Here is a 15,605-nt window from a genome sequence, read left to right on the forward strand (position 1 = left end):
ACGCAAAAAAAACGCCGCCATTGTTACCAATGGCGGCGTGATCACATCATCAAATGGCTGTTGAACCGTGGGAAACCGGCAAGTTGCACGACTCACCCCGTCCCATCGGGAAGTACTGCAAGCCGGTCTTGGCCAGACGCTCGCCGTCGTACAGGTTGCGCCCGTCAAAAATCACCGGGGTGTTCAGGCGCTGCTTGATCAGCTCAAAGTCCGGTGCCTTGAATTGTTGCCACTCGGTGCAGACGATCAGCGCGTCGGCGCCGCTGAGGGTGGATTCCGGCGTACCCATCAGGCTCAGGCGTTCTTCATTGGCGTAAAGACGCTGGGTTTCTTGCATGGCTTCGGGGTCGAAGGCCCGTACATTGGCTCCGGCTGCCCACAAGGCTTCCATCAATACCCGGCTCGGCGCGTCGCGCATGTCGTCGGTATTGGGCTTGAACGCCAGGCCCCACAGGGCAAAGGTCTTGCCTTTGAGATCGCCCTTGAAGAACGCATTGATGCGATCGAACAGCTTGTGCTTCTGGCGTTCGTTAATGGCTTCAACCGCTTGCAACAGATCGCTTGAGCAATTGACCTGCTGGGCACTGTGGATCAGCGCGCGCATGTCTTTGGGGAAGCACGAACCGCCGTAGCCGCAGCCCGGATAGATAAAGTGATAGCCGATACGGGTATCGGCACCGATGCCCAGGCGCACGGCTTCGATGTCGGCGCCCAGGTGCTCGGCCAGTTCTGCAATCTGGTTGATGAAGCTGATTTTGGTCGCAAGCATGCAGTTGGCGGCGTACTTGGTCAGTTCGGCGCTGCGCAGGTCCATGAAAATGATGCGGTCATGGTTACGGTTGAACGGTGCGTAGAGGTCACGCATGACCTCGCGGACTTCTTCGCGGGCGCAGCCAATGATGATGCGATCCGGGCGGCGGCAATCGGTAACGGCCGACCCTTCCTTGAGAAACTCGGGGTTGGACACCACATCAAATTGCAGTGTGCGCCCGGTCAGGCTCAGGGCCTTGTTGATATGGGCGGTCAGTGCGTCACCGGTGCCGACGGGCACGGTGGATTTTTCGACCAGGATCAGCGGTTCTTCACGGTGGCGGGCAACCGCATCACCGACTGAAAACACCTGGCCCAGGTCAGCCGAACCGTCTTCGCTCGGGGGCGTGCCCACGGCGATAAACAGTACCTGACCGTGCTCCACGGCGAGTTTTTCATCGCTGGTAAAGCGCAGGCGTTTGCTTTCAATATTTTCACGCACCAGGCTCGAAAGCCCGGGTTCGAAAATGCTGACGTGACCTTGCTGCAGCAGCTCGACCTTTTTCTGGTCAATGTCCATGCAGATCACGTCGTGGCCGACTTCAGCCAGGACCGTCGCCTGCACCAGGCCTACATAGCCACTACCAAATACACTGATTTTCATGCGCAGTTCCTGGTACGTCGAAAGTTGATCGTAAGCACCCCAAGGATGACCAGTGTCACACCCAGGGTTTTTGACAAAGTGAAGTGTTCATCGAAAATCGGCAGGCTTGCAGCGAGCAGGTACACCAAGGCGTAACTGACGCTCAACAGCGAATACGCGCGACCCAGCGGCAAGTCGCGCAGGGCCAGCAGCCAGCAGAGCATCGACAGCGCATACGCCATGATCGCGGCAAACACCACCGCCAACGCCGGGAGCGATACATCGCCCTGACTGATTGCATCCACCCATTGAGCCGGCTGCGGCAAGCGGGTCATGCTCCAGCGCATGCCCAATTGGGCAGTGCTGACCAGCAATACGCTGCCCGAGGCAAAGGCAAATCCACGGCGCAGGTTCATGCTTGTTGTCCCAGCAAAATGACACCGGCAATCACCAGCCCCACCCCCAGCCAATGACGCCGGTCGATGGATTCTTTAAACAGGTAGCGGGCCACCAGGGTGATCAGCACAAAGTTCAGGCTGAGCATCGGGTAAGCAATCCCGACCTCAAGCCGTTGCAACACCAGCAACCACACCAGCAAACCCAGGCCAAGGCACAGCAAGGCCAGCCACAGCCAGGGGGAGCGCAGTTTTTGCGTCACCCCGGATTCAATCCCGCGCCAGCCTTCGACCGCATACTTCTGGGCGATCTGGCCGGCGCAGGTCAACAGGCACGCCAGTAGCAGCAGTGCCAGGGTCATGGAGCGATCTGCGGGAAAATCAGAATGACCATGTTGCCTTCCTGATAGCGCTTGGCATCTTTGGGCAAGTGGTCCATTTCATGGCTTTCATCGCTGTCCTTGACCCGCATGACTACGCCCACCGGGCCTTGGCGACGGGCGTCAGCCATCCACTGGCCAATGTCGGCCAGGCCGATGCTCTTGCCTTTGGCATCGTCATAGGTCAGACCGTATTTGACTTCGCCCTGGGTGTTGTAGAGCGTCACGTCCGGGCGGCGAAGGCGCCATGCCAAGGCAGATGCCGCACCCAGGTCGTTGCTGAGCAAGGACTTGGCCTGGGACAACTCGTCCATGTGCTCAAGGACGAACTGGTCGGGCATTTTGTTGTGAATCACGCTGGTCGGCATGGCCGCAGGCAGCGCGAGAACCAGAACACCCATTGCCACGGCAGGGGCGGCCCACATTTTCAAAGGTTTGGACAACGTGAGCAGGCCGGTAACGATCCAGGTCAGCAGCACGAACACCAACAACGCCATGTGCTGCGGTTCATTGTCATAAAACGGCTTTTTGATCTGGAAATAGATCAGGGCCAGCAATGCCACGCCGCCCACCACCAGATTGAGCAGGCCGTTCAAGCGGATGGCACCGGTTTTGGCCTGCTCGACACGGGCAATCAGCGCGTGGCCCAGCAGCAGGGCCAGCGGCAACATGCACGGCATGATGTAAGTCGGCAGCTTGCCTTTGCTCAGGCTGAACAGGGCCAGCGGCAACAGCAGCCACATCAGCAGGAACACCACGCTGGCATGACGCTTGTTCTGCCAGGCATCCTTGAAGGTCGCAGGCAGCAGGGCTACCCAGGGCAGGCTGGAGACCACCATCAGCGGCAGATAGAACCACCATGGACGACCGTGCTGGGCATCTTCACCGGCAAAGCGGCGAATGTGCTCGTGCCAGAAGAAAAAATTCCAGTAATCGGGCTCCTGGGCGTGAACCGCAAGGATCCACGGCAGTGAAACCAAGGCTGCGACCAGCATGGCCACCAGGCCATATTTGACCAGTTCCAGAAAACGCTTATGCCAGACCATGTAGGGCAGGGCGATCAGCACCGGCAGCAGCAGGGCCAAAAAGCCTTTGGTCATGAAGCCCATGCCACAGGCAAAGCCCAGCACGGCCCAGCTGATCAGACGATCACGGGTAGAGCTGCTGTCGACGGCAAACCACAAGGCCACCAGGCTCAGGTTGACCCAAAGCGTGAACTGCGGATCGAGGTTTGAATAACCCGCCTGGCCTGCGATCAAGCCAAACGTCATGTACACCAGGGCGCAGGCGAAGCTCTTGCGCGGGTCGTTCCACAGGCGGCGAGCCACGGCATAGGCCAGGAACACGCTCAGGCCGGTGGCGATGGCCGAGGCAATGCGCACGCCAAACAGGTTCTCGCCAAAAATGGCCTGGCCGATAGCGATCATCCAGTAGCCGGCAATCGGCTTCTCGAAGTAGCGCAAATCCATGAAGTGGGGAGTGATCCAGTTACCGTCGATCAGAATTTGCTGGCCGATTTGTGCGTAGCGCGTTTCATCGGGAATCCACAGGCCGTGGGTGCCCAGTGGTAACAGGTAAAACGCAATAAAGGCCAGGACCAGCAGGGGTATCGTCCAGCGCTGGGTCATGGCTTCTGTACTCCCAGCCAGCCTTCACGGCCTTCAAGCACGCCGCGGCTGAGTTGCCCGGCAGGCAGGCTGTCAATGTCGTTCGGAAGCAAGTCCCGCAGGGGCTGGAAATGAATATCGCGGGCACGAGCCTGCGCCAGCAATTGACGGAAGTCGTTTGCCATAAGAATCCCTTCTACTTCAGCATGGATGGTGTATGCATTCAGCTTTTGCGGGCTGAAGCGATCAAGAATGTATGAGTTGAAGTCGGCGGCACTCAGGTGCGGCCCGACCACTTCATCGAACGTCGGTAAATCCACAGGAATTTGCGGCGCGCCCAGTCTGCCGTCAGCCAATCGTGGCCGAAACAGACTGTGCCCGCGGCAATCACTGTTGTAGCGAAAACCAAAGGTTTCCTTGGCCTGGACTACGCGTTCATCGGCACGCCACCCTGCGGCTGCCGAACACTCGACGGCCTGTCCGGTGATGTCGCTCAGGGTCTCGACACCACGGCGGATCTGCTCGATCAGTTGTGCCTGGCTCCAGCGCGCGGTGTTGGCTTGCCAGCCGTGGTGATCCCAGGCGTGCAGGCCGACCTCATGGCCAGCGGCCAGGGTCTGGCGCATCAAGTGCCCCAGATCCTTGCCGATAGGTTTGCCTGGCCAGGCGGTGCCGGCCAGCAAAATATCCCAGCCATACAGGCTGGCAGCCTTGGAGCGCATCATTTTCCAGAAAAACTGGGGCTTGATCAGCCGCCATAAATGGCGGCCCATGTTGTCCGGCCCCACGCTGAAAAAAAACGTGGCCTTGATCTGGGCTTCATCGAGCAGTTCGAGTAACTGTGGAACCCCCTCACGGGTTCCACGGTACGTGTCGACATCGATACGCAGTCCAGCTTGCATCAGCGTTTTTCCGCGATTTCTACCATGGCTTCACGCAGGAAGAAGTCCAGGGTCTTGCCAATGGTTTCACTAAGTTCGGTGGTCGGCGTCCAGTCGATAAGACGACGGGCGTTTTCAACACTTGGCTTGCGATGGCTGACGTCCTGGTAGCCAGTGCCGTAGAAAGACTGGCTTTCAACGTCGCGGAAACCTGCAAACGGAGGGAAGTTGGCGCGCAATGGGTGGGCTTCGAACTGACGCAGCAACTCTTCGCCCAACTGACGAATGCTGGCTTCGTTGTCCGGGTTGCCGATGTTGATGATCTGGCCGTCGCACTTGCCATCTTTGTTGTCGATGATGCGGGCCAGGGCCTCGATACCGTCGGCAACGTCAGTGAAACAGCGTTTTTGTTCGCCGCCGTCCACCAGGCGGATCGGGGTACCTTCCACCAGGTGCAGGATCAGCTGGGTGATGGCGCGCGAGCTGCCAACACGTGCCGAGTCCAGACGGTCAAGGCGCGGGCCCATCCAGTTGAACGGACGGAACAGGGTGAACTTCAGGCCTTTGGTGCCGTAGGCCCAAATCACGCGGTCCAGCAGCTGCTTGGAAACCGAGTAGATCCAGCGCTGCTTGTTGATCGGGCCAACAATCAGGTTGGAGGTGTCTTCGTCGAAGTTCTTGTCCTGGCACATGCCATACACTTCGGACGTGGACGGGAAGATCACGCGCTTGTTGTACTTGACGCAGTAGCGCACCAGCTTGAGGTTTTCCTCGAAGTCCAGTTCGAATACGCGCAACGGGTTGCGGGTGTATTCGATTGGCGTGGCGATGGCCACCAGCGGCAGGACCACGTCGCACTTCTTGATGTGGTATTCGATCCACTCGGTGTGGATGCTGATGTCGCCTTCCACGAAGTGGAAGTTAGGGTGGCTGCGCAGGCGGTCGATGGCGTCGGAGCCAATGTCCAGGCCATACACTTCATAACGATCGTCTTGCAGCAGACGCTCGGACAGGTGGTTACCGATAAAGCCGTTAACCCCCAGGATCAGGACGCGGGTGCGGCGTGCCGGGCGACCGGACTCAGCACCACGCAGGCGCGAACCTTCGACCAGGCCCAGTTCACGGGCCAGTTGCGGGCCGCTCAGGTACAGGCCGTTGTCGTTGCGCTGACCGGCAGTGATGACCAGCGAGTCCTGGCCGCAGGCAATGCGCAGCGGTTCGCAGCTGATGACCTGGCCAGGTGCATGGCCCTGGTTGCCAGCTACCACTTCGGCGCCCCAGACAATCAGTTTGTGCTCGCCCACGGCGCAGAAGGCGCCCGGGTAAGGCTGGGTAACGGCACGCACCAGGTTGAACAGTTCTTCAGCCGGGCGAGTCCATTGCAGCAAGCCGTCAGCCGGGGTGCGGCGACCAAAATAAGTGGCTTTGGATTCGTCTTGCGGAGTTTCGGTGAGCTTGCCCTGTGGCAGCAGCGGCAAGGCCTCGGCCAGCAGTTGGGCGGCGGTTTCACGCAGCTTGGCGTGCAGGCTCAGTGCGGTATCCGAACGCTCGATGTTGATGCGTTGCTGGGCCAGGATATCGCCTGCATCAGCACGCTTGACCATGCGGTGCAGGGTGACGCCGGTTTCGGTTTCGCCGTTGACCAGCACCCAGTTGGCCGGTGCGCGACCACGGTAGCGCGGCAGCAACGAGCCATGCAGGTTGAAAGCACCTTTGCTGACGCTGGCCAGCAGCTCTTCGCCCAGCAGGTGGCGATAGTAGAAGGAGAAGATGTAATCGGCGTTCAGCTTGCGGATGCGCTCGATCCACAGTGGGTGGTTGGCGTCTTCCGGCGCGTGAACCGGGATGCCATTGCGGGCACACAGTTGGGCAACCGAGCCGTAAAAGTTATTTTCCTTGGGGTCGTCAGCATGGGTAAACACAGCAGCAATTTCGTAACCTGCATTGAGCAAGGCTTCAATGCCTGTGCAGCCAATATCGTGATAGGCGAAAACAACGGCTTTCAAACTCATGATTGGACCTGTGTCGAAGTAGAAGAAGTCGGGTTGCAAGTTGAAACTGAAGAAGTTGCCGGCTCGGCGCGAACGATTTTTTCAATGAAAAACCGTGGTCGAGCCCTAACATCGCTGTACATGCGGCCCAGGTATTCACCCAATAGGCCCATGCCGATAAATTGTCCGCCGGTGAATACAAACAGCACCGCGAACAGCACGAAAGTACCGTGGCCAGCCCAGGATGCGCCGAAGATCAGACGCAGCATGACCAGGGCGATGGCGAACAGGACGCCCAGTACCGCCATGCTGAAGCCGATAATGCTCAGCAGGCGCAAAGGTGTAGTGGTCATGCAGGTGATCAGGTCGAACATCAGGTTGATCAGGCGCATCGGACTGTACTTGGAGTCGCCGTGTTCGCGCTCGGCGTGCTCGACCAGCACTTCGGTGGTATGGCGGGCGAAGCTGTTGGCCAGAATGGGAATAAAGGTGCTGCGTTCGCAGCAAGCCAGCATCGCGTCGACGATGGAGCGGCGATAGGCGCGCAGCATGCAGCCGTAATCGCTCATGGCAACCCCGGTGGAGCGTTGCACGGCGAGGTTGATCACACGTGAAGGCCAGCGGCGCCAGGCGGAGTCCTGACGGTTGTTGCGCACAGTGCCGACCACGTCGTAACCCAGTGCTGCCTGCGCGACCAGGCGGGGGATTTCTTCCGGAGGGTTTTGCAGGTCGGCGTCGAGGGTGATCACCACATCGCCTTTGGAATGCTCAAAGCCGGCCATGATGGCGGCATGTTGCCCGTAGTTGCGGTTGAGGATCACGGCAACGACTGGGCTGCCTTCACGCTCGGCAGCGTCTTGCAGGATTTGCGCCGAATTGTCCCGACTCCCGTCATCGACCAGGACGATTTCATAGGCCTGTGTCAACTGCGCGCAGGCTGCTTCAGTACGGCGCAACAGCTCGGGCAGGCTCTCTTCTTCGTTGTAGACCGGGATGACGATCGACACACACTGGATTGGGTAGGGTTTCAAAATATTCGTTCCAGTCAGTTTCAATGGCACAAGACGACATGTCTAAGTCGGCCTCACTCAGGCGCACTTCAAAAACCGGCGCCCACTACGAGTAAAGCTCAATACTGGCAAAGGTAAAGTTGTTGAACTACGTTATCTACATGATTTCGCTTACAAACTATCGGATCTTTTCTGTTCTAGGAAGTGCATACGTTAAACGCACAATTGTGAAAAACCTATGAAAGTTAGATCAACAGGGCATGTTTTGAATCACTAGACAGGTGCTATTCAGGAATGGCGTTACACGCTTGAAGCCCCCATTTTTAGCGCGTAGTTACGTTTTTTGCGTGCAGAGGTTTATATCAGCAATTGCACGAAATTGAACAGCTGCGACTTGCAGTAACGATTCTGCCCCTCGTTTAAACCCATAAACGTCTGAGCGCCAACCTGCGGGCGTGTGACGTGCGTCACACCGGTTGGCGCTCAATAATGGCCTTTTAGTTCAGGCCCAGTTTGCCCCGCAGGGTCGACAAGTCTTCGGCCAGTGTATTGACAGGCCCCACCAGCGCTTTGCGATCGTTGTCCTTGACCTTGTCGTAGGTTTCGAAACCACCGTCGGCGGTTTTGTACTTGGCCAGGATGGTGTTTACCGTAGCGAAGTTTTTATCGACTTTGGCGGCAAACGCTTTGTCGTTCTGCGCGATGTGTGCACGGAACAAGTCGACTATCTTTTTCGCGCCGTCCACGTTGCCCTGGAAGTCATACAGGTCGGTGTGGCTGTAGCGATCTTCCTCGCCGGAAATCTTGGTGGCGGCCACTTCTTCCATCAGGGCCGCTGCGCCGCCAACGACCTTCTCCGGCGGGAAGGTCAACCCCGCCACACGGCTTTGCAGGTCTTTTACGTCCTTGTTGAGGCCATCAGCCAATTGGTCGAGGCCCTGGGTGCTGTTTTCGGAGAACAGGCTGTACTCGATGCGATGGAAGCCCGTGAAATCAGGCGCTTTAACGCCTTTTTCGTGGTCGTCTACCCGGGAATCGATCGAGGCGTCGAGGTCGCTGAACAGCTCGGCAATCGGTTCAATGGACTCGTAATACACGCGGGTCGGTGCATAGAGTTTTTTGGCCGTGGCCAGGTCACCCTTTTTCACCGCATCCGTGAATGCTTGCGTATTGCTGGCCAGTTCATCCAGTTGCTCTGTGACGTAGATTTTGTAGTCCGAAACAGGTTGCACCAGATCCAGCGGCGCGGTTGCGGCCAGTGCCGAGAGCGGGGTGTGGAGCAACCCCAGGGCCAGGAGCAGTGCGAGCGGCGTCTTCTTCATGGGACTTTTTCCGATGGGTTGAGGTTCAGGTGCGGGCAAGCGGTGTAGCGGCTTCGAGCAGCGAGCGGCCAATGAAATCCTGATCGTCGCGCACGCCCGGCAGGGTAAAGAAATAGCCGCCGCCAACAGGCTTGAGGTATTCCTCCAGGGGCTCACCGTTCAGGCGGGTTTGCACGGCGATAAAGCCCTGCTTCAGGTCGCGCTGGTAGCAGATAAAGAGCAGGCCCATGTCGAGCTGGCCGTTCTTGTTGACGCCGTTGGAATAGTTGAATGGCCGGCGCAGGATCAGGCTGTTGCGCGTTTGCGCGGTGCGCGGGTTGGCCAGGCGGATATGGGCGTCCATCCGGGTGACTTTGCCGTGCGGGTCCTGGCTGTAATCAGGGACGTCGCTTTCGCGGGTGCCGTCCAGAGGGGCGCCACTGGCCTTGCTGCGACCGAAGATGCTTTCCTGTTCTTGCAGTGGGGTTCGGTCCCAGCGCTCGACGAAGTTGCGGATGATACGCACCGCCTGATAGCTGCCGTTGACCGCCCACCGGGGTTCGTCGCTGTCGGGCTGGACCCAGACAATCCGGTTCATGGTCGTGTTGTCGTTGGAGTCGGGGTTGGCCGAACCGTCGCGAAAGCCCAGGAAGTTGCGCGCACTTTGAGCCGGTACGCCGGGCTTGGCGGGCGCTTGGGGTGGAACGGTGCCTTCTTGCTTCCAGCGCACCAGAAGCAGGTCGGGGAGGTTTTTCACGATGTCACGCAGGGCGTGAATATTGGTGTCGGCTGTATTGGCGCAAAACTGCAGGCTCAAGTCGCCGTGGCACTGCCCGGGCTCCAATGCATCGTTGGGGAACCCTTGCATGCGGCTCAAGCGTTTGGGCTTGACCTGGCTCAGGCCGAAACGCTCATCAAACAGGGACTCGCCAACCGATACGGTGACGGTCAAGTTGTCCGGGGTCACAACGGGGCCAAGAATGCCGGAGTCCACAGGTGGCAGCTTGGGGTCGACCTGGGGCACGGCGCCGCCCTTCATCAGGAAGGCAATGCGCTCATTCAGGGTGCGGAACAGGCGCTCAAGATCTTGCCGGTCAGTGGCCAGCACATCGAAGGCGACCAGCATGCCAGCAGCCGGGCGGGGAGTGACGATGCCATTTTGATGCTGGCCATGGAACCCGTGATGATCCAGGGTTCTGTCGCTGCTGGGGGCCTGAGTGACCTGTGCATCAGCCGCGTGGCCCGCAGCCAGGGCCGGACAGCTGAGGGCGCCACCGGCCAGTGCGGCACCGGCGACCCCCATGCCCATCAGGATGCGGCGGCGCTGCTGGTTAAAAGAGTTCGAAGTGTGTTCTGAATCGCTCATGTGCGTCTCGTCTGCAATGAGAGGCCGCTAAGGCCGAGGGCGGGATCGATTCCATCGAGTGCGTCGGCCAGAACCTTGGCCTTGTTGCTGATCTGTTGGCGTTGTTCGGCACTGACTGTGTCGTAGCTGCGGTAGCCCTGGGGTGTGCTGAGGCCACTGAGCTGTGCTTCAAGCGAAGCGCTGGCAATGTCGATGCTATGCTGCAAATCGGCATCTTTTTTACTCAGTAGCGGACGCAGCAGGTCAACCACCTTGCGTGCAGCTTCAAGGTTGGCGGCAAAACCGTTGAGGTCGATGTGGCTGTAGCGTTCTTCCTCGCCGCTGTTGGCGCGGGTGTCCGCCAGAGTGTGGAGGGTGCGCGCAGCAATGCTGACCAACTGTTCGGGCGGCAGCGATTGGGCCAATAGCTGTTGCTTGAGCTGCACGGCATCGGTTTGCAGTTGTTGGGCTATCGGCGTGAGGCCCTGGGTGCTGCGCTGATCGAACAGGCCGTATTCCAGGCGATGGAAACCGGTGAAACCCGGGTCTTGCTCGCGTTTTTCGAAATAGTCGGCGCGGGCATTGATGGCGTTATCCAGTTCTGCCAGCCGCTGGGCTGCCGGGGCCAGGCGTTGATAAGCCTCGCGGGCAGGTATGTACAAGGCTTGCGCCTGCTCGAGATCACCGGCCGCAATGGCCAGGGACAGCGCGTCGACGGCCTTGATCAGCGCGCTGCCCTGGCGGCTCAGGTAAACCCGGAACTCCGACAGGGGCCCAATAAAGGCCACCATTGAAGGTTGCGCATTGGCGCTGGCCTCGGACGCGGCAGTGGGCGTCACGTGCAGTGAGCCGCGGGGATTGCTGAGCAGGCCGCAGGTAATGGCGTAATCCCCCGGAGCCAGGGTTGCGTTAATCACCTGGCTGAGGCCGGGGGCAATATTCTCACGCTCCTCGACGACCAGTACGCCGTCGAGGATCTCCCATTCAACCGCCCGCTCTGAGGCGTTGACAATACGAAAGCTATTGAAGCCTGCCGGTACGGTCAGCGCATTGGGTTCGCAACTGTGGGGGTGAATGGTGACCGTGACTTCGTTGTTATGAACGCTGCGCTTGGCCGCAGCCAGTTGCGAGGCGTAGTAGAACAATCCGCCGGCCGCGATCATCACGATCACCGAGCCGGCCACCGCCCAGCGCAGTGCGCGAGGGGGGGTACCGCTTGCAGGGGTAGGCATGCTTGACCTTATGGGTGTGTTGCGCAGGAGGTGTGTGCAGCGTTTGCAGGCGCAGGCGGGCGAAAGAACATCGCTAACGTCACTGCCAGATAAATCACATAGGCGCCCAATACGCTGACGGTTGGCGCATCCTGATAGCCGAACATACCCGCCAGTACCGAGCCAAGGGGGCCATCCATCGGCAGGCGAGTGCTGACATCGAACACGACGCCCTGCAAGTGATTCCATAGCCCGGCTTCATGCAGTGCTTGCACCGAGTTGGCCAGGATGCCCGCGGCAACTACCAGGATAAACAGGCCGGTCCAGCGGAAGAACAGGCCCAGGTTCAGACGCATGCTGCCGCTGTAAATGGCAAAACCGATGCCGATGGCCAGGACCAGGCCAAGCAGGGCGCCCAGCGGTGCGGCAGGGCCTTCGCTTTGCTGGAATACGGCGAGCAGAAAAAACACGGTTTCAAGCCCTTCGCGGGCGACGGCAAAGAACACCATGGCGATCAGTGCGGTGACTTGATGCTTAGAGCCGGCCAGCGCCTGATCAAGTGACGTGTGCAGGGAGTGCTTGATGGAACGCGCCACTTTGCGCATCCAGAACACCATCGAACTGAGAATGCCGACCGCAATCAGGCCCACGATGCCTTCGAACAATTCCTGTTGCTTCTGCGGGAATTCGGCACTCATGAGCTCCAGGCCACCGCCCACCAGCAGCGACAGAGCCGCTGCCAGGAAGACGCCGATCCACACGGCGGGCATCCACTGCCCGCGGCCTGTTTGCTTGAGGTAACTGGCAATGATGCCGACGATAAGTGCGGCCTCAATCCCTTCGCGCAGCATGATCAGAAATGGAACCAGCATGGGAAAAGCCCGCGTCACTAATTAGTTAGGGAGCTAATTTGTAACATGCTGATACGTATTGCCAAACAAGAATCGATTGCATTTGCTGAACATTCGCTGAACGGAAAGCTGCATCGGGGGCAATGGCCTCAATGCATTGCTTCAGACCAATCCGGTCGCCTGTATCGTGAGCAAGCCCGCTCTCACAAGGAGCGCAAAGCTGTGGGAGTGGGCTTGTTCGCGATGGTATCGATGCGGTGAATCAGTAGAGCCGGCTCATCAGCAGCATCATGGCTTTTTCGCCTCGTCGACTTTTGGTTCTGATTGCTCGATATGCGCTTTCATGGTTTCAAGTGCCGTCTCGGCAGTCATTGCTCTGAGTGTCAGAGCGGCTGTGACTTCTTGTGACTGGCTATGCGCCTGCTTCAAGCCTTCGCTTTCCTGGGTGGCCACCCGCAAGCGCTCCTGGAGCAGGGTGCATTCGTTTTGCAGCTGGCTCAGTTGACCAGTCAATTGCCCGTTGAGGTTGCTCAGCTTGTGCTGCTGGTCATTGGCCTGGTTCAGTTCTTTGTTCAGGGCGCGGCTCTCGCTCAATACGCGCTCGTTGTCACGATGCAGCTGGGTGATTTCATCCTGACGTACCAGCGCGCTCTGTTGGGCCTGGCGCAGTTCCATTTGTACCTGCTGCAATTGGCCCTCATGGCGACGCTGATCCTGCTCCCGTTGTTCCTTGACGGCACTGCGGTAGTGCTCAAGGGCGTCGCGGGCGTGCAGGTGCTTTTCTTCCAGTGAGCGGATTTGTTCGTCACGGTCCGTAAGGCGCAGCTCAAAGTCACTGCACGCCTGATTCAGGGCGGCGTTACGGGTTTGTTCGGTTTGCAGCATGGAGCGGATAGCTTCGAGGTTGGCGCTTTCCTGGCTCAGTGCCGTGCCTTGTATCTCAAAGCGTTGCTCAAGCTGTGCCTGGGCGTCTTGCGCCTCGCTCAGTTGCTCGCGCAACTCGATTTTCAGCTGTTCGTAATGGGCCTGGGCGCGGTCGATCGGCTCTTGCGCCTGCTCCTGCAGGCGCTGGGCGAGGCGGGCTACCAGCTCGGTCAGTTCGTCACCGATCTGTTCCTGAGGTGCTCCGCGACGTGAGTCGACCTCGTCCAACTCTTTTAGATAGCGATGGATCGTGGTTTTCGATCCGGTATTACCCATCTCGATACGTACAGCATCAATGCTCGGGTGTTCGCCGCGGGCCAGGATCGCCGTGCGTGCAATTTGGACTACCGCTTTGTTTACGCCGCCACGGGCCATGGCTTTCTCCTACGATTTTGTACTGTGGTATGTATCATGTAATTACATACTATATTAACGATTAAATTTTGTCTTTATTTACGATTTAAGACGCGGGATATACTGGTATTATCCCGTGCTAGAGCCTTTAAACAGTGTTTTGGGCTCGTTTTCAGTACGCCAATCAAGAGAACTGCCCATGAGCGAGCTGGATCGCTACTTAAACGCCGCGACCCGCGACAACACCCGCCGTAGCTATCGGGCTGCCATCGAGCATTTCGAAGTGACCTGGGGCGGTTTCCTTCCGGCCACCAGCGACAGCGTGGCGCGCTATCTGGTGGCCCACGCCGGACAGCTGTCTATCAACACCTTGAAGCTGCGTCTGTCGGCGATTGCGCAATGGCACAACAGTCAGGGGTTTGCCGATCCGACCAAGGCCCCGGTCGTGCGCAAGGTGTTCAAGGGCATCCGTGCATTGCATCCGGCACAGGAGAAGCAGGCCGAACCGCTGCAGTTGCAGCATCTGGAGCAGGTGGTCGACTGGCTGGAAGGTGAAGCGCAGGCAGCGCAAGCCAGCGCGGATCAGCCAGGGTTGTTGCGGGCCAGGCGTGATGCCGCCCTGATTTTGCTGGGGTTCTGGCGCGGGTTTCGCAGCGATGAGCTATGCCGTTTGCAGGTCGAGCACGTACAGGCGGTCCCGGGTGCGGGCATTACGCTGTATCTGCCCCGCAGCAAGAGCGACCGCGACAACCTGGGTAAAACATTCCAGACCCCGGCGTTACAGCGACTGTGTCCGGTGCGGGCCTATATCGAGTGGCTCAATACGGCAGCGCTGGTGCGTGGCCCGGTGTTCCGCGGGATCGACCGCTGGGGCAACCTGGGCGAGGAGGGGCTGCACGCCAACAGCGTGATCCCGCTTCTGCGCCAGGCGCTGGAGCGAGCCGGGATTGCTGCCGAGCAATACACCAGTCACTCGTTGCGTCGCGGTTTTGCAACATGGGCCCATCAAAGTGGTTGGGATTTGAAGTCGCTGATGAATTACGTCGGCTGGAAGGACGTCAAGTCAGCCATGCGCTATGTTGAAGCGAGCCCGTTTACCGGGATGAGCCTCACCGCTGAAAAGCCTGTTGGCAACTGATTGAGGTCAACTTGAAAGCCGACCCGATGGCCCATAGTTGAATAGGGACTTGGGGTATTAGCTTTCTTCTATCTATAGCGTCACTTGATAGCTAAAACCAATCGGCAGCATCAGCTTTGCCAATGAGCCAGATGCGAAATGTGTTGTTAGGATTCACCTCATCAACTTTTCAACCCTGACGGAGAGTCAACGATGCCTATCATCAACAGCCAAGTAAAACCGTTCAAAGCAACTGCCTACAAAAACGGCAGCTTCGTGGAAGTGTCGGACGCTGACCTGAAAGGCAAGTGGTCTGTCGTGTTCTTCTACCCAGCCGACTTCACCTTCGTTTGCCCAACCGAACTGGAAGACCTGGCTGACAACTACGAAGAGTTCAAGAAACTCGGCGTGGAAATCTACAGCGTGTCGACTGACACCCACTTTGCCCATGCTGCCTGGCACAACACTTCGCCAGCCATCGGCAAAATCCAGTACACCATGATCGGCGATCCTACGCTGACCATCTCCCGCAACTTCGACGTGCTGATCGAAGAAGCTGGCCTGGCTGACCGCGGTACTTTCGTGATCAACCCGGAAGGTCAGATCAAGATCGTTGAGCTGAACGACGGCGGCGTTGGTCGTGATGCCTCCGAGCTGCTGCGCAAAATCAAGGCTGCTCAGTACGTCGCAGCTCACCCAGGCGAAGTGTGCCCGGCCAAATGGAAAGAAGGTGAGTCCACCTTGGCTCCATCCCTTGACCTGGTCGGCAAGATCTAAGTCTGTGAAGCACCCAAGGGCGGTGAACCGCACCTAAGTAGTCAGCAGCATCGCCCTCAAAACGCCCG

At 58.6% G+C, this 15,605-nt stretch carries 14 protein-coding genes; 2 read left to right on the plus strand and 12 right to left on the minus strand.

The features are described from left to right. Positions 1-49: 49 nt before the first annotated feature. The 12 genes from AC19YQ_RS16935 to AC19YQ_RS16990 form a co-directional block, all read right to left on the minus strand. Positions 50-1,414 carry a UDP-glucose dehydrogenase family protein gene (locus AC19YQ_RS16935; protein WP_133079225.1) on the minus strand — a complete coding sequence of 455 codons (1,365 nt, stop codon included), beginning with the start codon at positions 1,412-1,414 and terminating at the stop codon, positions 50-52. Continuing rightward, a complete protein-coding gene (arnF, locus tag AC19YQ_RS16940) occupies positions 1,411-1,809 on the minus strand; it encodes a 4-amino-4-deoxy-L-arabinose-phosphoundecaprenol flippase subunit ArnF (RefSeq protein ID WP_500595542.1) in 399 nt (132 codons plus the stop codon). Before arnF ends, AC19YQ_RS16935 begins: the two co-directional genes overlap by 4 nt. Continuing rightward, positions 1,806-2,150: a 4-amino-4-deoxy-L-arabinose-phosphoundecaprenol flippase subunit ArnE gene (gene arnE, locus AC19YQ_RS16945; protein WP_326426732.1), complete on the minus strand. Its 345-nt coding sequence runs from the start codon at positions 2,148-2,150 to the stop codon at positions 1,806-1,808. Before arnE ends, arnF begins: the two co-directional genes overlap by 4 nt. Next, on the minus strand, positions 2,147-3,796 hold the full coding sequence (arnT, locus tag AC19YQ_RS16950) for a lipid IV(A) 4-amino-4-deoxy-L-arabinosyltransferase (protein WP_500595543.1): 1,650 nt from the start codon (positions 3,794-3,796) through the stop codon (positions 2,147-2,149). Before arnT ends, arnE begins: the two co-directional genes overlap by 4 nt. Next, entirely contained in the window at positions 3,793-4,677 is an 885-nt protein-coding gene (gene arnD / locus AC19YQ_RS16955; protein ID WP_219262231.1) for a 4-deoxy-4-formamido-L-arabinose-phosphoundecaprenol deformylase, read from the minus strand. The genes arnT and arnD overlap by 4 nt, the downstream gene beginning before the upstream one ends. Then, on the minus strand, positions 4,677-6,668 hold the full coding sequence (arnA, locus tag AC19YQ_RS16960; RefSeq protein ID WP_500595546.1) for a bifunctional UDP-4-amino-4-deoxy-L-arabinose formyltransferase/UDP-glucuronic acid oxidase ArnA: 1,992 nt from the start codon (positions 6,666-6,668) through the stop codon (positions 4,677-4,679). Before arnA ends, arnD begins: the two co-directional genes overlap by 1 nt. Next, a complete protein-coding gene (gene arnC, locus AC19YQ_RS16965) occupies positions 6,665-7,678 on the minus strand; it encodes an undecaprenyl-phosphate 4-deoxy-4-formamido-L-arabinose transferase (RefSeq protein WP_133079219.1) in 1,014 nt (337 codons plus the stop codon). Before arnC ends, arnA begins: the two co-directional genes overlap by 4 nt. Before the next feature lie 476 nt (positions 7,679-8,154). After that, positions 8,155-8,979, minus strand: a complete 825-nt coding sequence (gene efeO / locus AC19YQ_RS16970; RefSeq protein ID WP_500595547.1) for an iron uptake system protein EfeO — start codon at positions 8,977-8,979, stop codon at positions 8,155-8,157. Positions 8,980-9,004: 25 nt separating this feature from the next. Further along, entirely contained in the window at positions 9,005-10,324 is a 1,320-nt protein-coding gene (gene efeB / locus AC19YQ_RS16975) for an iron uptake transporter deferrochelatase/peroxidase subunit (RefSeq protein ID WP_500595548.1), read from the minus strand. Beyond that, positions 10,321-11,535, minus strand: a complete 1,215-nt coding sequence (efeO, locus tag AC19YQ_RS16980) for an iron uptake system protein EfeO (RefSeq protein WP_500595549.1) — start codon at positions 11,533-11,535, stop codon at positions 10,321-10,323. The genes efeB and efeO (AC19YQ_RS16980) overlap by 4 nt, the downstream gene beginning before the upstream one ends. A gap of 8 nt (positions 11,536-11,543) precedes the next feature. Then, positions 11,544-12,386 carry an iron uptake transporter permease EfeU gene (gene efeU, locus AC19YQ_RS16985; protein ID WP_339474632.1) on the minus strand — a complete coding sequence of 281 codons (843 nt, stop codon included), beginning with the start codon at positions 12,384-12,386 and terminating at the stop codon, positions 11,544-11,546. 267 nt (positions 12,387-12,653) lie between these two features. Further along, complete coding sequence (locus tag AC19YQ_RS16990) at positions 12,654-13,664, minus strand: DNA-binding protein (RefSeq protein WP_133079213.1); 1,011 nt, start codon at positions 13,662-13,664, stop codon at positions 12,654-12,656. Positions 13,665-13,842: 178 nt separating this feature from the next. On the opposite strand from AC19YQ_RS16990, the gene AC19YQ_RS16995 reads away from it, so the two are divergent. Together AC19YQ_RS16995 and ahpC are read left to right on the plus strand one after the other, a co-directional pair. Then, the gene (locus AC19YQ_RS16995; protein ID WP_133079212.1) at positions 13,843-14,781 is read left to right on the plus strand and encodes a site-specific integrase; all 939 of its coding nucleotides are present in this window, start codon (positions 13,843-13,845) and stop codon (positions 14,779-14,781) included. Between the two features lie 192 nt (positions 14,782-14,973). Next, entirely contained in the window at positions 14,974-15,537 is a 564-nt protein-coding gene (ahpC, locus tag AC19YQ_RS17000) for an alkyl hydroperoxide reductase subunit C (protein WP_016780891.1), read from the plus strand. The last annotated feature ends 68 nt before the right edge of the window (positions 15,538-15,605 follow it).

The sequence above is a fragment of the Pseudomonas sp. MF06569 genome (genome assembly GCF_059862735.1).